20 protein-coding genes are annotated in these 18,786 nt (G+C 64.4%); 14 read left to right on the top strand and 6 right to left on the bottom strand.

All coding sequences use genetic code 11. The features are described 5' to 3' along the window. Nucleotide 1: 1 nt before the first annotated feature. Both ACSSV4_RS04845 and ACSSV4_RS04850 read right to left on the bottom strand, forming a co-directional pair. Nucleotides 2-550, bottom strand: a complete 549-nt coding sequence (locus tag ACSSV4_RS04845) for a peptidylprolyl isomerase (RefSeq protein ID WP_454273844.1) — start codon at nt 548-550, stop codon at nt 2-4. Continuing rightward, nucleotides 543-1,049 (bottom strand): peptidylprolyl isomerase, encoded by a 507-nt coding sequence (locus ACSSV4_RS04850; RefSeq protein WP_454273846.1) that lies wholly within the window; start codon nt 1,047-1,049, stop codon nt 543-545. Before ACSSV4_RS04850 ends, ACSSV4_RS04845 begins: the two co-directional genes overlap by 8 nt. Nucleotides 1,050-1,183: 134 nt before the next feature. On the opposite strand from ACSSV4_RS04850, the gene ACSSV4_RS04855 reads away from it, so the two are divergent. The 10 genes from ACSSV4_RS04855 (at nt 1,184) to ACSSV4_RS04900 (ending at nt 10,712) form a co-directional block, all read left to right on the top strand. Next, complete coding sequence (locus ACSSV4_RS04855) at nt 1,184-2,374, top strand: phosphoglycerate kinase (RefSeq protein WP_454273848.1); 1,191 nt, start codon at nt 1,184-1,186, stop codon at nt 2,372-2,374. 43 nt (nt 2,375-2,417) lie between these two features. Beyond that, the gene (locus ACSSV4_RS04860; RefSeq protein ID WP_454273850.1) at nt 2,418-3,200 is read left to right on the top strand and encodes an SDR family NAD(P)-dependent oxidoreductase; all 783 of its coding nucleotides are present in this window, start codon (nt 2,418-2,420) and stop codon (nt 3,198-3,200) included. Between the two features lie 70 nt (nt 3,201-3,270). Further along, on the top strand, nt 3,271-3,648 hold the full coding sequence (gene crcB / locus ACSSV4_RS04865) for a fluoride efflux transporter CrcB (RefSeq protein ID WP_454273852.1): 378 nt from the start codon (nt 3,271-3,273) through the stop codon (nt 3,646-3,648). Beyond that, entirely contained in the window at nt 3,645-4,688 is a 1,044-nt protein-coding gene (locus ACSSV4_RS04870) for an RluA family pseudouridine synthase (RefSeq protein ID WP_454273854.1), read from the top strand. The genes crcB and ACSSV4_RS04870 overlap by 4 nt, the downstream gene beginning before the upstream one ends. After that, nucleotides 4,685-5,368: an HAD-IA family hydrolase gene (locus tag ACSSV4_RS04875; protein ID WP_454273856.1), complete on the top strand. Its 684-nt coding sequence runs from the start codon at nt 4,685-4,687 to the stop codon at nt 5,366-5,368. Before ACSSV4_RS04870 ends, ACSSV4_RS04875 begins: the two co-directional genes overlap by 4 nt. Further along, complete coding sequence (locus ACSSV4_RS04880; protein ID WP_454273857.1) at nt 5,365-6,075, top strand: ATP12 family chaperone protein; 711 nt, start codon at nt 5,365-5,367, stop codon at nt 6,073-6,075. The genes ACSSV4_RS04875 and ACSSV4_RS04880 overlap by 4 nt, the downstream gene beginning before the upstream one ends. A gap of 207 nt (nt 6,076-6,282) precedes the next feature. Then, complete coding sequence (locus tag ACSSV4_RS04885) at nt 6,283-7,302, top strand: amino acid ABC transporter substrate-binding protein (protein WP_454273858.1); 1,020 nt, start codon at nt 6,283-6,285, stop codon at nt 7,300-7,302. A gap of 120 nt (nt 7,303-7,422) precedes the next feature. Then, complete coding sequence (locus ACSSV4_RS04890; RefSeq protein ID WP_454273859.1) at nt 7,423-8,637, top strand: amino acid ABC transporter permease; 1,215 nt, start codon at nt 7,423-7,425, stop codon at nt 8,635-8,637. A gap of 3 nt (nt 8,638-8,640) precedes the next feature. Further along, the gene (locus ACSSV4_RS04895; RefSeq protein WP_454273860.1) at nt 8,641-9,930 is read left to right on the top strand and encodes an amino acid ABC transporter permease; all 1,290 of its coding nucleotides are present in this window, start codon (nt 8,641-8,643) and stop codon (nt 9,928-9,930) included. Nucleotides 9,931-9,944: 14 nt separating this feature from the next. After that, nucleotides 9,945-10,712 (top strand): amino acid ABC transporter ATP-binding protein, encoded by a 768-nt coding sequence (locus tag ACSSV4_RS04900; RefSeq protein ID WP_454273861.1) that lies wholly within the window; start codon nt 9,945-9,947, stop codon nt 10,710-10,712. Nucleotides 10,713-10,808: 96 nt separating this feature from the next. On the opposite strand, the gene ACSSV4_RS04905 is transcribed toward ACSSV4_RS04900, so the two are convergent. Genes ACSSV4_RS04905 through argB form a run of 4 tightly spaced genes read right to left on the bottom strand, consistent with a single transcriptional unit; the run spans nt 10,809 to nt 13,974 of the window. Further along, nucleotides 10,809-11,924 (bottom strand): acetoin utilization protein AcuC, encoded by a 1,116-nt coding sequence (locus ACSSV4_RS04905; RefSeq protein WP_454273862.1) that lies wholly within the window; start codon nt 11,922-11,924, stop codon nt 10,809-10,811. Between the two features lie 5 nt (nt 11,925-11,929). Continuing rightward, nucleotides 11,930-12,418 carry a SixA phosphatase family protein gene (locus ACSSV4_RS04910; protein WP_454273863.1) on the bottom strand — a complete coding sequence of 163 codons (489 nt, stop codon included), beginning with the start codon at nt 12,416-12,418 and terminating at the stop codon, nt 11,930-11,932. Continuing rightward, nucleotides 12,415-13,053 carry a ferredoxin gene (locus ACSSV4_RS04915; protein ID WP_454273864.1) on the bottom strand — a complete coding sequence of 213 codons (639 nt, stop codon included), beginning with the start codon at nt 13,051-13,053 and terminating at the stop codon, nt 12,415-12,417. The genes ACSSV4_RS04910 and ACSSV4_RS04915 overlap by 4 nt, the downstream gene beginning before the upstream one ends. A 57-nt stretch (nt 13,054-13,110) precedes the next feature. Continuing rightward, on the bottom strand, nt 13,111-13,974 hold the full coding sequence (argB, locus tag ACSSV4_RS04920) for an acetylglutamate kinase (protein ID WP_454273865.1): 864 nt from the start codon (nt 13,972-13,974) through the stop codon (nt 13,111-13,113). Nucleotides 13,975-14,094: 120 nt separating this feature from the next. Here argB and ACSSV4_RS04925 point away from each other — a divergent pair, with 120 nt between their 5' ends. From ACSSV4_RS04925 to ACSSV4_RS04940, 4 genes are all read left to right on the top strand, one after another. Continuing rightward, a complete protein-coding gene (locus ACSSV4_RS04925) occupies nt 14,095-14,826 on the top strand; it encodes an SDR family oxidoreductase (protein ID WP_454273866.1) in 732 nt (243 codons plus the stop codon). Between the two features lie 103 nt (nt 14,827-14,929). Then, nucleotides 14,930-15,940 carry a pyruvate dehydrogenase (acetyl-transferring) E1 component subunit alpha gene (gene pdhA, locus ACSSV4_RS04930; RefSeq protein ID WP_454273867.1) on the top strand — a complete coding sequence of 337 codons (1,011 nt, stop codon included), beginning with the start codon at nt 14,930-14,932 and terminating at the stop codon, nt 15,938-15,940. A 15-nt stretch (nt 15,941-15,955) separates the two neighbouring features. Then, a complete protein-coding gene (locus tag ACSSV4_RS04935; RefSeq protein ID WP_454273868.1) occupies nt 15,956-17,332 on the top strand; it encodes a pyruvate dehydrogenase complex E1 component subunit beta in 1,377 nt (458 codons plus the stop codon). Nucleotides 17,333-17,345: 13 nt separating this feature from the next. Beyond that, nucleotides 17,346-18,680, top strand: coding sequence for a pyruvate dehydrogenase complex dihydrolipoamide acetyltransferase (locus tag ACSSV4_RS04940; RefSeq protein ID WP_454273869.1), 1,335 nt, complete (start codon nt 17,346-17,348; stop codon nt 18,678-18,680). The last annotated feature ends 106 nt before the right edge of the window (nt 18,681-18,786 follow it).

Below are 18,786 nucleotides of genomic sequence, written 5' to 3' on the forward strand. Positions count from 1 at the left end.
GTTACTCGATGACCGTGACCTCTTGCATCACGTCCGGCTGGCCGACCACGGCCCCGTTATTGCCGCGCCCACGCTTGATCGCGTCAACCACGTCCATGCCATCGGTGACCTTGCCGACGACGGTATATTGCCCGTTCAGGAACTCACCCGCGTCGAACATGATGAAGAACTGCGAGTTTGCGCTATCCGGATTCTGGCTGCGCGCCATTCCCACGACCCCGCGCAGGAACCGCTCGTCGGAGAATTCGGCGGGCAGATCGGGCCGGTCACTGCCGCCCATGCCCGCGCGGCTCATGTCACCGTCATCCATTTTACCGAACTGCACATCACCGGTCTGCGCCATGAAGCCCTCGATCACCCGGTGAAAGACGACGCCATCATAGGCGCCTTCTTCGGCCAGTGCGGTGATCTGCTCCACGTGTTTGGGCGCAATATCCTCGTAAAGATCAATGGTGACGGTGCCGTTGGCCTCGCCAGCGATATTGATCTGCAAACCGGTCGCCAAGGCAGGGCTGGCCAGCAGGGAAAAGGCAAAGGCTAGTTTATGCATCGGCGGCCACCTTGACGCTGATCATCCGGTCGGGGTTCGCGGGCGGCTCACCCTTGGTGATCGCATCGACATGCTCCATGCCGGAAATCACCCGGCCATAGACCGTATATTGTCCGTTGAGGAAATGGTTGTCCTTGAAGCTGATGAAGAACTGGCTGTTGGCCGAATTCGGATTCTGGCTGCGCGCCGCACCCAATGTGCCGCGATCGTGCGGGATCTTGGAGAATTCGGCCTTGAGATCGGGCAGGTCGCTGGCGCCGGTCCCGGCCATGCGCGGGTTGTAGTCCTTTTCCATGTTCGCATGCTGCACGTCGCCGGTCTGCGCCATGAAGCCGTCGATCACGCGGTGAAAGGCCACGTTGTCATACTGCCCGGCGCGCGCCAACTCTTTCATCCGGGCGCAATGATCGGGGGCGATATCGGGCAACAACTCGATCGCGACGGTGCCGTCCTTGAGCTCTATCAGAATGGTGTTCTCGGGGTCCTTGATCTCGGCCATCGGGCGCTCCTTGTTTGAAATCTTCCCGATACCTAAGACGAACGCGCGCGCTTGCCAAGCAGGCAGGTTGACGTGGCCCGGCCTGCGCGCCAATAGGGTCGCGACACTGCGATCAACAGGGAGGCCGCCGCGCCATGAGCTGGAAAACCCTTGACGACATCGACCTTGCGGGCAAGCGCGTTCTGGTGCGCGTCGATATCAACGTGCCGGTGGACAAGGGCGTGGTGACCGATGCCACCCGGATCGAACGGATCGTGCCCACGATCACCGATATCCTCGACAAGGGCGGCAAACCGATGCTGATCGCGCATTTCGGGCGACCCAAGGGCAAGGTGGTGCCCGACATGTCGCTGCGCGTCACGGTGCCCGCGCTGGAACAGGCATTGGGCCGCAAGGTGCGGCTGATCGAAACGCTGGAGGGCGCCGAGAACCTGACCGAAGAGGCGCGCGCCGCCGATGTTCTGCTGTTGGAAAACATCCGCTTTCACCCCGGCGAAGAGGGCAACGATCCTGAGCTGTCGCAGCGTCTCGCGGCGCTTGGCGATGTCTATTGCAACGACGCTTTTTCGGCGGCGCACCGCGCGCATGCCTCGACCACCGCGCTCGCCCATCTGCTGCCCGCCTGCGCGGGCCGCCTGATGCAGGCTGAATTGCAGGCGCTCGAGGCGGCCCTCGGAAACCCCGCGCGGCCTGTGATGGCGGTGGTCGGCGGAGCCAAGGTCTCGACCAAGCTCGACCTCTTGGGCAACCTCGTGGGAAAGGTTGATACTCTCGTCATCGGCGGTGGTATGGCCAATACCTTTCTCGCCGCCATGGGCCTCGACGTGGGCAAGTCGCTGTGCGAGCACGACATGGCCCAGACCGCCCGCGAGATCATGCTCAAGGCGGGGGCGGCGGGTTGCGAGATCCTGCTGCCCGCCGACGTGGTCGTGGCGCGCGAGTTTGCCGAAGGGGCCGCGCATGAGGTGGTGGGCGCGCATGCCTGCCCGGCGGATGCGATGATCCTCGATGCCGGACCGCAGGCCGTGGCGCGGATCGGTGCGGCAATCGACACCGCGAAAACGCTGATCTGGAACGGGCCGCTCGGAGCGTTCGAGATCGCGCCGTTCGATGCCGCCACCAATGCCGCCGCACGCCATGCCGCCGAGCGCAGCCGCGCCGGTCAGCTCATTTCGGTCGCGGGCGGCGGAGATACCGTCGCCGCGCTGAACAAGGCGGGCGCGGCAGAGGATTTCACCTATATCTCCACCGCAGGCGGCGCGTTCCTCGAATGGATGGAAGGCAAGGATCTGCCCGGCGTCGCGGCCCTCAAGGGTGAGGGCTAAGCCGCTCTTGACGCCTGCCCCCGTCGACGGGCAGGCTGGCGCAATGAAGAACTGGACCCTCATCACCGGGGCCTCCGAGGGGCTGGGCGCGGAGTTCGCGCGCATCGCCGCCGCCGAGGGCCGCAACCTGATCCTGACCGCCCGCTCCGAGAACAAGCTGGCGGCGCTGGCCGATGCGTTGCGCGACGAGGCGGGGGAAATCCTCGTCCTGCCCGCCGATCTGGCCGATCTGGCGCAGGTAGAAACGCTCTGGCAGGAGGCGAGCCGCGACCGGCATATCGACGTGCTGGTGAACAACGCAGGGCTTGGCCGTCACGGTGCCTTCGGCAGCGCCGAGGGCTGGGCCCGCGACCTGAGCACCATCAGCGTCAACATGACGGCGCTCACCTACCTGATGAAACTGGCCATCCCGCATATGCAGTCGCAGGGCGGCGGGCGCATTCTGAACCTCGCTTCGGCGGCGGCCTTCATGCCCGGCCCCAACATGTCGGTCTATCACGCGACCAAGGCCTATGTGCTCTCATTGTCCGAGGCGGTCTCCGAGGAACTGCGCGGCAGCCCGGTCAGCGTCACGGTGCTCTGTCCCGGGGCCACGCAGACCGCGTTTTTCGACGCCGCGGGCATGCGCGGCATCGGGCTCTTGAAACTGGGCCGCCCGGCACGCGCCGATGCGGTGGCGCGTGCCGGCTGGCACGCCATGATGCAGCGCCGCCGCATTCTCGTGACCGGCGCGATGAACAAGCTCTTCACTGCCTCTCCGCGCCTCACCCCGCGTGCGCTGACCACCTTCATCGCGGGCAAGGTGATGGGCAAATGGGGCACCTAGGTTAGGCCACCCCCGCCCCTACGGCGACGGACGCTTGACAATGCCCCCCTTGCGCGCGACAGACGCCGCCATGATGCTGACCTTCCTTCAGGTGGCCCTTGGCGGTGCGATCGGGGCCTGCCTGCGCTTTGGCGTGGGGCTCGCGATGCTGCGCGTTGCGGGGCCCGGCGTTCCGCTGGGCGTGCTGACTGTCAATGTCCTGGGCTCTTTCCTGATGGGGGTGATCATGGTGCTTTCGTTTCATCGCGGCTTCGACCACCTCAACCCGTTCCTGATGACGGGGATCCTGGGTGGCTTCACCACCTTCTCGGCCTTCTCGCTTGAAGCGTTCACGCTTTATGAACGCGGGCAGATGGTGGCGGCGGGGGTCTATGTGGGGCTGTCGGTGCTGCTCTCGCTCATGGCACTGGTGCTTGGCGTCTGGCTGGCGCGGGGGATGACGACATGAGCGGCGTTCAGACACGGGTCGTCAAACCCGGCGACGGCGATCAGCGCCTTGACCGCTGGCTGCGGCGGCAATTTCCGCATCTGACGCAAGGGCAAATCGAAAAGATGTGCCGCAAGGGCGAGGTGCGGGTCGAGGGCGGGCGCGTGAAGTCCGCGACCCGTCTCGAAGAGGGGCAGAGCGTGCGCATCCCGCCGCTGCCGGATGCCGACAGCAAGCCCACGCCCGATGCCGCCCGGATCAGCCCGGCGGATGCAAAGATGATCCAGTCCTGCGTGATCTACCGCGACGACCATATGATCGCGCTGAACAAGCCGCCGGGCCTGCCGGTGCAGGGCGGCAGCAAACAGGCGCGGCATGTGGACGGTCTGGCCGAGGCACTGCGCTTCGGGTACGAGGAAAAGCCCCGCCTCGTGCACCGGCTCGACAAGGACACCTCGGGCGTGCTGATCCTCGCCCGCACCCGCGAGGCGGCCAAGGGGCTGACGGCCGCGTTCCGCCACCGCAACACGCGCAAGATCTATTGGGCCGCCGTCGCCGGATCACCGATGCCGCGCATGGGCACGATCCGTTTCGGCCTCGTCAAGGCGCCGGGGCACGGGGCCAAGGGCGAGGGCGAGAAGATGCTCTGCCTGCATCCGCGCGAGGTCGAGAATACGCCCGGTGCGAAACCGGCCACCACCGATTACGCGATGATCGAGAATGCCGGCGGGCGCACCGCATGGATGGCGCTGATCCCGGTGACCGGGCGTACGCATCAATTGCGCGCGCATATGGCCGAGATCGGGCATCCGATCGTCGGTGACGGCAAATACGGTGGCTCGGGGCAGGAAAACCTCGGTGACGGCTGGGGCGCGCAACTGGGCGGCGATGTCAGCCGCAAGCTGCATCTGCATGCCCGCTCGCTCAAGATCGAGCATCCGGTGACCCGCGCGATCCTGCATCTGACGGCCCCCCTGCCCGAGCATATGGCGCGCACCTGGGACCTCTTTCAGTGGCAGCCATCCGAGGCGCCGGAGGATCCACTCGAGGATATGGCATGAACCGCCCGTTGCGTCTGGTGATCTTTGATGTGGATGGCACGCTGGTGGACAGTCAGGGCGACATTCTGGCGGCGATGACGGCGGCGTTCGAGCGTGCCGATCATCCCGCACCGGGGCGCGAGGCTGTGCTCGGCATCGTCGGGCTGTCGCTCGATGTGGCGGTGCCGCGGCTGGCACCGCATTTGCCCGCCGATCTGCACACCCGCATCGTCGGCTGGTACAAGGAGGCTTATATGGGCCTGCGCGCGCAATCGGGCGTGGCGCAATCCTCGCCCCTCTATCCGCATGCGCTCGATACGCTGCGCGCGCTGCATGCGGCGCCCGAGACGCTGTTGGGCGTGGCGACGGGGAAATCCGCGCGCGGGCTCGACAAGCTGCTGGACGGGCATGACCTGCGGTCTTTCTTTGTGACCCGGCAGGTGGCCGATCATCACCCGTCGAAACCGCATCCCTCGATGCTGCGCGCGGCCCTCTCGGAGACCGGCGTCGCGCCGGAAAACGCGGTGATGGTGGGCGACACGAGTTTCGACATGGAGATGGCCCGCGCGGCAGGCATTCCCGGCATCGGTGTCAGCTGGGGCTATCACAAGCCCGAGGCATTGGGCGCGGCGACTGTGATCGCGCATGATTTTCGCGATCTGGCAGGGCTGATCAACACCGTCTGGAGGGCACCGGCATGAGCGAATGGGCCGCGAAACGCTTCTGGAAAGAGGCCGGGGTCGGTGACACAGACCAAGGATTCAGCGTGCATCTGGACGGTCGAAAGGTGCGCACCCCCGCCAAGGCGGAGCTGATCGTGCCGACCCGCGCCATGGCCCAGGCTATCGCCGCGGAATGGGACGCGCAGGACGGCAAGATCGTCCCCGACACCATGCCCGTGACCCGCGCCGCCAATGCCGCGATCGACAAGGTCGCGCATCAGCATGCCGAGGTGGCGCGCATGATCGCCGATTACGGTGACAGCGACCTCGTGTGCTACCGCGCCGAGAGCCCGGCGGAACTCGTGGCGCGGCAGTCGCAGGCCTGGGACCCACTGCTCGACTGGGCCGAATCGGTCCTTTCGGCGCGGCTGCACCCGCGCACGGGCGTGATGCACCATCCCCAGGAGGTTGAACCGCTTGCACGCCTGCATGCACAGGTAGAAATGCTGGATAAATGGGCGCTGACCGCCGTTCACGATCTCGTCAGCCTCAGCGGGTCGCTGATCATCGGCTTTGCCGCGATCCACGACCTCCACCCAGCAAAAACCCTCTGGCACCTGTCGCGGATCGACGAAACCTGGCAACAGGAGCAATGGGGTAGCGATGACGAGGCCGACGTCACGGCCCGAAGGAAAGAATCTGACTTTCTGGCTGCAAAACGCTTTTACGATCTTTCGCGCGCATGAGCTGAACCGGGTTTCACGCCGGGTGACCTGTGGTCATCCCGCAGGCGGCTATTGGTTTTCTTGAACAAAGACTTGACGTTTTGTGATGAATCCACACAAACTTGCGATCACTGCAAGGGGTTGCGACCTCTCTAACAGTGTCACAGCGGCCCCCTGGGGGCCGAACGAACCGCTCTCGAAAGAGTGGACAATCAGGAAGAGGTAAACATGAAAAGAACCGTATTTTTGGGCGCGCTGACCGTTGCTGGCGTTGCTGCCGGGGCATCTGCGGCCGCCACGCTCGATGACGTGAAGGCCCGCGGCAAGCTGAACTGCGGCGTGACCACCGGTCTCGTCGGTTTCGCCGCGCCCGACGCGAACGGCGTCTGGGAAGGCTTCGACGTGGCCGTGTGCCGCGCGGTCGCGGCTGCCGTTCTGAGTGACGCCAACGCCGTTGAATTCGTGCCGACCACCGGCAAGACCCGCTTCACCGCGCTTGCCTCGGGCGAGATCGACATGCTGGCGCGCAACACCACCTGGACCTTCTCGCGCGACACCGACCTCAAGTTCGATTTCGTCGGCGTCAACTACTATGACGGTCAGGGTTTCATGGTGCCCAAGGCTCTGGGCGTGAGCTCGGCCAAGGAACTCGACGGCGCCACCGTCTGCATCCAGACCGGCACCACCACCGAGCTCAACCTCGCGGATTACTTCCGTAAGAACAACATGAACTACGAGCCGGTGCCGATCGAAACCAACGCCGAAGGCCAGCAACAGTACCTGGCCGGGGCCTGCGATACCTACACCACCGACGCCTCCGGCCTTGCCTCGACGCGCGCCGCGTTCGAAAATCCGACGGAGCATGTGATCCTGCCCGAAATCATCTCGAAAGAGCCGCTCGGCCCGCTTGTTCGCCACGGCGACAACGAATGGGGTGACATCGTGCGCTGGACGCTCAACGCGCTGATCACCGCCGAGGAATTCGGCGTTACAAGCGCGAATGTCGAGGAACTGGCCTCTGGCCCGACCGACAGCCCGGAAGTGAACCGTCTGCTGGGCACCGAGGGCAACCTCGGCGAGATGATCGGCCTTGACGCCGATTGGGCCAAGCGCGCGCTCGCCGCCGTCGGCAACTACGGCGAAGTGTTCGAAAGGAACATCGGTGAAAAGACCCCGATCGGCCTTGCCCGTGGTCTGAACGCCCAGTGGACCGATGGCGGCATCCTCTACTCGCCGCCGTTCCGCTAAGACCAGACCTGACAAAGGGCGCGGATCATCCCGCGCCCTTTTCACCTGACATCTCTCAAAAAAATCGACCCACGGCGCAGACGCCGATAAAAATCCGGGTCGAAACACAGGGAAACCCAAATGACAACGGTATCCGACCCTCCCAAGGCGTCGTTCCAACTGTCGCAGTTGATCTACGACACGCGGTATCGCTCCTATACATTCCAATTCATCGCCTTGATGCTTCTGGTCGCGCTGATGGCCTATCTTGGCGCGAATCTCGTGCGCAACCTCGCCGAGCAGGGCCAGAACATCGCCTTCGGCTTCCTGTTCGAGCCTTCGGGCTATGACATCAACCAGCGTCCCATCGAATATGACAGCCAGTCGACCCATTTGCGGGCCTCGATCGTGGGTGTGCTCAATACGCTGATCGTGGCCTTCCTGGGGTGTATCACCGCGACGCTTTTCGGCGTCACGGCGGGTATCCTGCGGCTCTCGCCCAACTGGCTGGTGCGCAAGCTGATGGCCGTCTATGTCGAGGCATTCCGCAACGTGCCGGTGCTGATCTGGATCCTGATCATCTTTACCATCATGACAGCGGTTCTGCCCTCGCCAAGCGCGTTCCGGGGCGAAGATTCCGCCTCGAGCATGCTCTTCGGGTCGTTCGCCTTCACCAATCGCGGCGTCTACACGCCCGCGCCGATCTGGGGGCCGGGGTCGGTCGTCGTGGTGCTCACCTTCCTCGCCTCGATCTTCGGCGTGTTCTACTATCGCCGCTACGCGACCAAGCTGCTTTATGACACCGGCAAGCTCATTCCGACGGGTTGGCCCTCGCTGGTCATCCTCTTCGTGCCGACTGTGCTGATCTACTTCATCCTAGGCCAGCCGATCAGCCTCGATTATCCAGCGCTTGCCGGCTTCAATTTCCAGGGCGGCATCCATATCCGCGGCTCGCTGATCGCACTGTGGTTCGCGCTCGCGATCTACACCGGTGCCTTCATCGCCGAGAACGTCCGCGCGGGCATTCAGGCCGTCAGCAAGGGTCAGACCGAGGCAGCGGCCTCGCTCGGGATGCGCCCGCGCCGGATCATGAACCTGGTGATCCTGCCGCAGGCGTTGCGGGTGATCATCCCGCCGCTGATCTCGCAATATCTCAACCTCACCAAGAACTCGTCGCTGGCCATTGCCGTGGGCTACATGGATGTGACCGGCACCCTCGGGGGCATCACCCTCAACCAGACGGGGCGCGCGATTGAATGCGTCCTCCTGCTGATGTTGTTCTACCTCACGATCAGCCTCGCCATTTCGGCGGTGATGAACGTCTACAACAACGCCATCAAGCTGAAGGAGCGGTGAGCCATGGTACAGGAACATTTCGCGTTCGTACGCAGCACCATTCTCCCCGAAGCGCCGCCCCCGGCGGCGGAACGGGGCGTGGTCAAATGGCTGCGTGAAAACCTGTTCTCCTCGGCGGCCAACGCGCTGCTGACCGTAGTGTCGCTCTATGTCGTGCTCCAGATCGTGGTCTCGGCGGCACCCTGGTTCCTCAACGGGGTCTGGGACAGCCCCAGCCTGACCGCCTGCCGCGAAATTCTGGACGGCAAGGTCGGCGGTTGCTTCGCGGTGCTGACCGAGCGGTGGAACCAGCTTCTGTTCGGGTTCAAATATCCCGAGGAACTCTACTGGCGGCCGGGTCTCGCCTTCATCCTCCTCTTTGTCGCGGGCGCACCGCTGCTGTTTTTCAAGCTGTTCCCGACCAAGATGCTGATCTTCACCGGTCTTTATCCGTTCATCGCCTATTGGCTGATCTGGGGCGGCTCGATCATGGTGCCGGTCTTTGCCCTGATGGGCGTGCTTATCGGGGCCTATGTCTACAAGCGCACCGTGTCCGCCAGCGCGGGCTTGGCGGTGATCGCCGGCTTTGCTGCCGCGCTGATCTTCTGGATCCTGTCAGGTTATGTGAGCGGACCGATGGAGAACGTTCTGGCCATCGAACCGGTGCCGTCCCGCGACATGGGTGGCTTCATGGTCAACCTCATGCTCGGCGTGATCTGCGTGTCGCTCTCGGTGCCGTTCGGTATCGCGCTGGCGCTCGGGCGGCAATCGAGCATGCCGATCATCAAATGGATCTGCGTGGTCTTCATCGAGTTCATCCGCGGCGTGCCGCTGATCACCTTGCTGTTCGTCGCCAACGTGGTTCTGGCCTACTTCCTGCCGCCGGGCACGAACTTCGACCTGATCCTGCGGGTGATCATCATGATCACCATGTTCGCCTCGGCCTATATTGCCGAGGTGATCCGGGGCGGTCTCGCCGCCCTGCCACGCGGGCAGTATGAGGCGGCGGACAGTCTCGGCCTCGACTACGCACAGTCGATGCAGCTCATCATCCTGCCACAGGCGCTGAAGATCTCGATCCCGGGCATCGTCAACGTCTCGGTGGGTCTGTTCAAGGATACCACGCTGGTCTCGGTGATCTCGATGTTCGACATCGTCGGCATGATCCGCGGCCCGATCCTCGCCTCGGCGGAATGGAATGGCGTCTACTGGGAGCTCTTCGGCTTTGCCAGCGTCCTGTTCTTCATCACCTGCTATGGCATTTCACAATATTCCCAGTGGCTGGAGCGTCAGCTTCAGACCGATCACCGGTAAGGAGGGTCATCATCATGGCCGCAGACACACAGCTCAAGGTCTCTGACGAGGTTGCCGTCGAGATTGTCAAGATGAACAAGTGGTTCGGCGCGTTCCACGTGCTGCGCGATATCGACCTGACCGTCTATCAGGGCGAACGGATCGTCATCGCGGGGCCCTCGGGCTCCGGCAAGTCGACGCTGATCCGCTGCATCAACGCTCTGGAAGAGCATCAGAAAGGCTCGATCACAGTGGATGGCACGGTGCTGTCCAACGACATCAAGAACATTGACCGGATCCGCTCCGAGGTCGGGATGGTGTTCCAGCATTTCAACCTCTTCCCGCATCTGACGATCCTGGAAAACTGCACGCTCGCCCCAATCTGGGTGCGTAAGACGCCCAAACGCGAGGCCGAGGAAATCGCGATGCATTTCCTCACCAAGGTCAAGATCCCCGAACAGGCCGACAAATATCCCGGCCAGCTCTCGGGCGGGCAGCAGCAGCGAGTGGCGATCGCGCGCAGCCTGTGCATGAAGCCGCGGATCATGCTGTTTGACGAGCCCACCTCGGCGCTTGATCCGGAAATGATCTCCGAGGTGCTCGACACGATGATCGAACTCGCCGAAGAGGGGATGACCATGCTCTGCGTGACCCACGAGATGGGCTTTGCCCGCAAGGTGGCGAACCGGGTGATCTTCATGGATCAGGGTCAGATCGTGGAGCAGAACGAGCCCGAGGAGTTCTTCAACAACCCGCAATCCGAGCGGACCAAGCTGTTCCTGAGCCAGATCCTCGGGCACTGATGGTATCGGGGGCGCTGCCCCCGTCGCGCGATGCGCGACTCCCCCGGAATATTTTTAGCAAGATGAAGGGGCGGTCCGGCGGGCCGCCCTTTTGCGTCAGACCCAGACCGATTGCCGGGCGCGCAGGGTGTGGATGGCGGTGCGTAACTCGTCGGCGATGGTCCCCTCGCGCGGCGCATCGCGCAGCGTGTCGATAAGAGCATCGGATGGGAGCGCAGGGCGGCGCGTCCATGTCAGCGCGGCGAGGACGGCGCGGGCGCGTTCGGGCAGGCGGTCGGGAATTTCACACCCGTTCAGCGTGGCCCAGACGCCTGACCAGAGCCGCCCCACCGTCCACGGATTGTAACCGCCACCGCCGAGAACCAGCAGGCGCGGGCTGAGCGGGCGCAGCAACGCCACCGCCTGCCAATGCGCGTTGTTCGAGAGCGCGAGGCGCGAGAGCGGGTCCTCGGCCACCGCATCGGCCCCGCATTGCAGCACGACGGCATCCGGCCGCATCGCCTGCACGCTCGGCAGAATGACCTCGTGCAGCGCCATGGCAAAGCCGCTGTCATTCGTGCCCCTCGGCAGCGGCAGGTTGATGGCAGACCCGCCCGCCCGATCACCGAGCGCGCCGGTAAAGGGCCAGCGCCGGGCCTCGTGGGCAGAGATCATCAACACGCGGTCCTCGCCGTGAAAGGCCGCTGCCACCCCGTCGCAATGATGCGCGTCGATATCGACATAGGCGATGCGGCTGAGTCCCTGCGCCAACAGCGCCTTGAGCGCCAAGACCGGATCGTTGAGATAGCAAAAGCCACCCGCGTGATCGGCCATGCCGTGATGCGTGCCGCCGCCGGGATTATAGACGACACCGCCCTCGGCAATCAGGTCGGTGGCCAGGAGCGAGCCACCGGCGGCGGTCGCAGGGCGGCGGAACATCTCCGGAAAGACCGGGTTGGAGAGCGTGCCAAGGTGGTGGCGCGCACGGGTCTCGGGGCTGACCATACCCTCGACCTCGGCGCGCTGCAGGGCTGCGATATAGGCAGCCGTGTGCCACGTCATCAGCGCCTGCGGTCGCGCACGCGGGCTGTTGATATAGTGCGACGCGGGCAGCCAACCCATGGCGCGGCAGAGGTCAATCACCGTCGGAACCCGCGGGATGGAGAGCGGGTGGCGAGCGCCGTAGCTCGATCCGCGATAGATCTCCGATCCGATGAAGCGCGGGCCCTGCATCGCGCTCAGGTCAGTTCGCGCGGGATGACGAAATTCTGCACCGTGCCGGTGCCGGGGGTCAGGTCCGCCCAGTCCCCGATGTCAAAGCGCACGACCAGCGTTGCCCCCGAGGGGTAGTCGTCGAACCGCTCATGGGCGGGGGGGGCGGCGACAAGGCTGGCGGCAAACTCGGCGATTCCGGGGTTGTGGCCCAGCATCAGGACGCGCGCCCCGGAGGCCCCGCGCAATACGCGCAGCATTTCGGGACCTTCGGCCAAATAGAGCGCATCGTGAAGCTCGGGCACCAGCGGAAGGTTCAGACGCTGACAGGTTTCCTGCGTACGGGTGGCAGAGGAGCAAAAGATCTGATCCGGGATCAGGTCTTGCGCGCGCAGCCACTCCCCCAAGACCGTGGCCGAGCGCCTGCCCCGTTTGTTCAGCGACCGTGCGTGATCACGCAGCAGGGGACTGCCCCAGTCGGATTTGGCATGCCGCATCAGGATCAGCTCTTTCATCCGAAATACCCCATGTGAAAGGCGGATTGCGCAGGCTCCCGCCCGTGGGACTGGCTGACAGGACAGGCACGGCGCACCGCGCAGCCCTGCGCGCGGCAGTCGTTGCCGTCCCGGTCCAGGTCGGTCTTGCAGGCGGGCACGTCATAGGCCCCGGGGCGCAGTGCATCCACCGGGCAGGCGGTCAGGCAAGGCTGCGTCGCGCAGGTCTCGCAGGGGCGCAGGCCCGGCTCTGGCAGGTCGAGCCGCTCTGGCAGCGCCAGCGCGCCGCGATAAGACACCATCAGCCCCGCCACGTCATGCACCAGCAAGCCCACGGGCGAGGGCCAGGCCCGCCCGCTGCGCCGCGCCCAATCGGTGAACGGCTGCCACGGTGGGCCGCCGAAGGGAAAGAGCGGCACGGCCCCGAGGTCGCGGGCAAGCCTTCCGATCACCCGAACCGACCAGCGATCCATCGGGTCGGGCGTGGCGTCGCGATATTCAGGGGTTTGCGTGAAGCCATCCCAAAAACCCGGCTCATGCGGCCCCAGCAGGACCAATGTCGCATGCCCCGGCACCTCGCTCGGCTCCAGATGCAGGGCGCCCATCACTGCGAGGTGATGCGGGGCGGCCTGGCGGGTGATCTGGGTCAGGGTCATATCGGCATCCTTGCAATGGTCCTGAACCTAACGCGATCCGCGACTTTCACAAGGCGCTCAGGTGGCGCGGATCAGCGACCCCGCCCCGTGTTCGGTATAAAGCTCCAGCAGCGTCGCATTGGGCGCGCGCCCGTCGAGGATGACCACCGCCCGCACCCCGCCCTCGATCGCGGCAAGCGCGGTCTCGGTCTTGGGGATCATGCCACCCGCGATCACGCCGTCGCGGGTCATCTGGCGGATCTGATCGGCGCTGAGTTCGGTGACAACCTGACCCGACGCATCGCGCACCCCGTCGATATCGGTGAGCAGCAGCAGCCGGTCTGCCTTGAGCGCGGCGGCCACAGCGCCCGCAGCGGTATCGCCATTGATGTTGAACGTCTCGCCATTGCGCCCCGCGCCAAGCGGCGCGATCACCGGGATGACATTGGCCTCGAACAACGTGTGCAGGATCGCCGGGTTGATCTCCGACGGATCGCCCACAAGGCCCAGATCGGGGCTCGACGGCGTGCAAGTGATCAGCCCCGCATCCTTGCCCGACAGCCCCACGGCGCGCCCGCCCTGACCATTGATCGCCTGCACGATCCGCTTGTTGACGCGGCCCGAGAGCACCATCTCGACCACCTCCATCGTGGCGGCGTCGGTGACCCGCTTGCCGTTCACGAAGTCGGACTTGATCGCCAGCTTCTCCAGCATCTCGTTGATCATCGGTCCGCCGCCATGGACGATCACCGGGTTGACACCGACCTGGCTCATCAGCACCACGTCGCGGGCGAAGGTCTCCATCGCCTCGTCGCTGCCCATGGCATGGCCGCCCAGCTTGATCACGACGATCGCGCCGGTATAGCGTTGCAGATAGGGCAGCGCCTCGGAGAGGGTGCGGGCGGTGGCGATCCAGTCGCGGGTCATGTCTCTGGCCTTCATCCTTGTCTCCGGCATGGCTTGCGCGCCTTGTTAGCCGTTGTGCATTGCCCTGCCAAGGCCCGTTGCAAGTGCGCCGCGCTGCGCTAGGGTCAGCGCGAGACATCAGGAAAGGACACGGGCATGACGGAACAGCGGACATTGCTTCTGACGGGGGCGAGCCGGGGGATCGGTCACGCCACGGTGCAGCGGTTCAACGCGGCGGGCTGGCGGGTGATCACCTGCTCGCGCCACCCGTTTCCCGCCGAATGCCCATGGGGCGGCGGCGAAGACAACCATATCCAGATCGACCTTGCCGATCCCAAGGACGTGATCGAGAAGGTCGAGGAGATCCGCGCGCGATTGGGCGGACGGCTCGACGCGCTGGTCAACAATGCAGGCATTTCACCCAAAGGGCCCGAGGGCGAGCGGCTCGATACCATCAGCACCGACCTGCGGACCTGGGGGCAGGTGTTTCACGTCAATTTCTTCGCCCCTGTCGTGCTCGCCCGTAGCCTGAAAAACGAGTTGGCGGCCGCCAAGGGGGCGGTTGTGAACGTCACCTCGATCGCGGGCGCGCGGGTGCATCCCTTCGCAGGTGCCGCCTATGCCACCTCCAAGGCTGCACTGGCCGCGCTGACCCGTGAAATGGCGCATGATTTCGGCCCCCTTGGCGTGCGCGTCAACGCCATCGCCCCCGGTGAGATCCGCACCGCGATCCTGTCACCGGGCACCGAGGATCTGGCCGAGCGGCTGCCGATGCGCCGCCTCGGCGAGCCGCAGGAGGTGGCCGATACCGTCTATTTCCTCTGCACGGAGGGGTCGTCCTACATCTCCGGCACGGAGATCGAGATCAACGGCGCGCAGCATGTCTGAAGCACCCCCGCCCCGGTCAAATTCACACTCGCAACCTCGTAGCGATTGGTGTATGAAATAGTTTAATGCTAAACTATATTCGCCAACAAGGAGTTGCCCACTCATGGCCACCCGGAAAAGCGCTAAGAAACCAAATGTTTCCGCAGACGAACTCAAGCAATATTACCGCGACATGCTGCTCATCCGGCGATTCGAAGAGAAGGCAGGCCAGCTTTACGGCATGGGCCTGATCGGCGGGTTCTGCCACCTCTATATCGGGCAGGAAGCCGTCGTCGTGGGACTTGAGGCCGCCGCCGAGGAAGGCGACCGGCGCATCACCACCTATCGCGATCACGGCCACATGCTGGCCTGCGGCATGGACCCAAAGGGTGTCATGGCCGAACTGACGGGCCGCGAGGACGGTTACAGCCGGGGCAAGGGCGGCTCGATGCACATGTTCTCGACCGAAAAGCGGTTTTACGGCGGGCATGGCATCGTGGGGGCCAACGTGCCGCTCGGTGCGGGACTGGCCTTTGCCGACAAATATCTTGGCAATGATCGCGTCACCTTCACCTATTTCGGCGACGGCGCGGCCAATCAGGGCCAGGTCTACGAGACCTTCAACATGTCCGCGCTCTGGCAGTTGCCAGTGATATTCGTGATCGAGAACAACCAATACGCCATGGGTACGTCGCAGCAACGCTCCACCTCCTCGCCCGACATCTACCACCGCGGCGAAGCCTTCGGCATCCCCGGAGAGATGGTCGACGGCATGGACGTGCTCGCGGTGAAAGAGGCCGGCGACAAGGCCGTCGCGCACTGCCGTTCGGGCAAGGGGCCGTATATCCTGGAGATCAAGACCTACCGCTACCGTGGCCATTCGATGTCTGACCCCGCCAAGTACCGCACCCGCGAAGAGGTGCAGAAAATGCGCGAGGAGAAAGACGCCATCGAACATGTCCGCGACCTGCTGATCTCGGGCGGCCACGCCTCCGAGGAGGATCTCAAGGCGATCGACAAGGAGATCAAGGACGTGGTCAACGGCAGCGCCGAATTCGCCAAGGAAAGCCCGGAGCCCGCGACCGAGGAGCTCTGGACCGACATCATCGCCGACGTGGCGCCGCAGAACGCCTGAGGAGGAGAGACGACAATGGCAACCGAAATTCTCATGCCCGCCCTCTCCCCCACGATGGAGGAAGGCACGCTCGCCAAATGGCTCGTCAAGGAAGGCGACACCGTCAATGCCGGTGACATCATGGCCGAGATCGAGACCGACAAAGCGACGATGGAATTCGAGGCGGTGGACGAAGGCACCATCGGCAAGATCCTGATCGAGGAAGGCACCGAGGGCGTCAAGGTCAACACCCCGATTGCCGTCCTGCTGGAGGACGGCGAGAGCGCCGACGATATCGACACCGCATCAAGCGCCCCCGCCCCCGAGGCCAAGGAGAGCGACACCGAAGAGCAGAAATCCCCCCCCGCCGAGGCCAAGGCTCCCGCTGCCCCGCACTCCGACACCAGCCCAGACTGGCCCGAGGGCACCGAGATGCAGACCATGACGGTGCGCGAGGCGCTCAACACGGCCATGGCCGAGGAAATGCGCCGCGACGACACAGTCTTCGTCATGGGCGAGGAGGTCGCCGAATACGAGGGCGCCTACAAGATCACCCAGAACCTGCTGCATGAGTTCGGCGCGAAGCGCGTGATCGACACGCCGATCACCGAGCACGGATTTGCCGGGATCGGGGTGGGCGCATCCTGGGGTGGGTTGCGCCCCGTCGTCGAATTCATGACCTGGAATTTCGCCATGCAGGCGATCGACCAGATCATCAACTCCGCCGCCAAGACGCTCTACATGTCCGGCGGCCAGATGGGCAGCCCCATCGTCTTCCGCGGCCCCAACGGCGCCGCCGCCCGCGTCGGCGCCCAGCACAGCCAGGACTACGCCGCCTGGTATGCCCAGGTCCCCGGCCTGCGCGTCGTGCAGCCCTACTCAGCCGCCTGCGCCAAGGGCCTGCTGAAAAGCGCGATCCGCGACCCGAACCCGGTGGTCTTTCTTGAGAACGAGATCCTCTACGGCAAATCCTTCGAGGTGCCCAAGATGGATGATTTCACCATCCCCTTCGGCAAGGCCAAGATCTGGCGTGACGGCTCTGACGTGACCATCGTCAGCTTTGGCATCGGCATGACCTACGCGCTGGAGGCCGCCGAAAAGCTGGCCGAAGACGGCATCGAGGCCGAGGTGATCGACCTGCGCACCCTGCGCCCGATGGACACCGACACGGTGATCAAATCGGTGATGAAAACCAACCGCTGCGTCACCGTCGAGGAAGGCTGGCCCGTTCCCTCCATCGGCAGCTATATCTCCTCGGTGCTGATGCAAAAGGCGTTCGACTATCTCGACGCGCCGGTCATCAACTGCACCGGCAAGGACGTGCCGATGCCCTACGCGGCCAATCTCGAAAAGCTGGCGCTGACCTCGACTTCCGAGGTGATCGACGCCGTGCGCCAAGTGACCTACCGGTAAGGAGAGCGACGCGATGCCAACCGAAATTCTCATGCCCGCCCTCTCGCCCACCATGGAAGAGGGCACGCTTGCCAAATGGCTGGTCAAGGAAGGCGATACCGTTTCTGCGGGCGACCTTCTGGCCGAGATCGAGACCGACAAGGCGACGATGGAATTCGAGGCGGTGGACGAGGGCACCATCGGCAAGATCCTGATCAAGGACGGCACCGAGGGCGTCAAGGTCAACACCCCGATTGCCGTCTTGCTGGAGGACGGCGAAAGCGTCGACGATATTGACAGCGGGGCGTCGAGCGCCCTGAAATCGTCCGATGCGGAAGCGCCTGCAAAGGACGAAACGTCAGGCGGCGAAGGCTCCGGCAAGGGCAAGACCACCGAACCGGTTGGCAAAACTGACACCCCTGCCCCGGCAGCCCCCAAGGATGACAGCGGCGAGCGTATCTTCGCCTCGCCCCTCGCCCGCCGGATCGCCGCGGAAAAAGGGCTGGATCTCCGCCAGATCAAGGGCTCCGGCCCGCATGGCCGCATCGTGCGCGCCGATGTGGAGGAGGCCAAGCCCGCCGCCGCGCCCGCCAAGGAGGCCGCCAAACCGGCGGACAGGGCCCCTGCCCTCGCCTCGGGCCTCTCGTCAGGTGCCGTCATGGCGATGTACGAGGACCGCGAGTTCGAGGAGGTCAAGCTCGACGGGATGCGCAAGACCATCGCCGCGCGTCTCACCGAGGCCAAGCAGACCGTGCCGCATTTCTACCTGCGCCGCGAGATCAAGCTTGACGCGCTGTTGAAATTCCGCAGCGATCTCAACAAGCAGCTTGAATCGCGCGGAGTGAAGCTCAGCGTCAACGACTTCATCATCAAAGCCTGTGCGCTCGCGTTGCAGGCGGTGCCCGATGCCAATGCCGTCTGGGCCGGCGACAAGGTGCTCAAGCTCAAACCCTCGGACGTCGCCGTCGCCGTCGCCATCGAGGGCGGGCTCTTCACCCCCGTGCTCAAGGATGCCGAGATGAAATCCCTCTCGGCGCTCAGCGCGGAGATGAAAGACCTCGCGAAACGCGCCCGCGACCGCAAGCTTGCGCCGCACGAATACCAGGGCGGCACCTTTGCAATCTCCAACCTCGGCATGTTCGGGATCGAGAATTTCGACGCCGTGATCAACCCACCGCATGGCGCGATCCTCGCCGTCGGCGCGGGCCAGAAAAAGCCGGTGGTGGGGGCTGATGGCGAACTGACCGTCGCCACCGTCATGTCGGTCACGCTCTCGGTCGACCACCGGGTCATCGACGGCGCGCTCGGGGCAGAATTGCTGAACCAGATTGTCGAGAACCTCGAGACCCCGATGGTGATGCTGGCCTGAGCCACGGCGCGAGAGGTGGTCGCAGAAATTCGGACCAGTTGTTAAGGTGGATCGTATGACGAGAGAGACGATCCAAAATGACAAAGAGAAAGACGCATACGCCTGA

The organism is Roseovarius sp. MBR-154 (assembly GCF_053628595.1).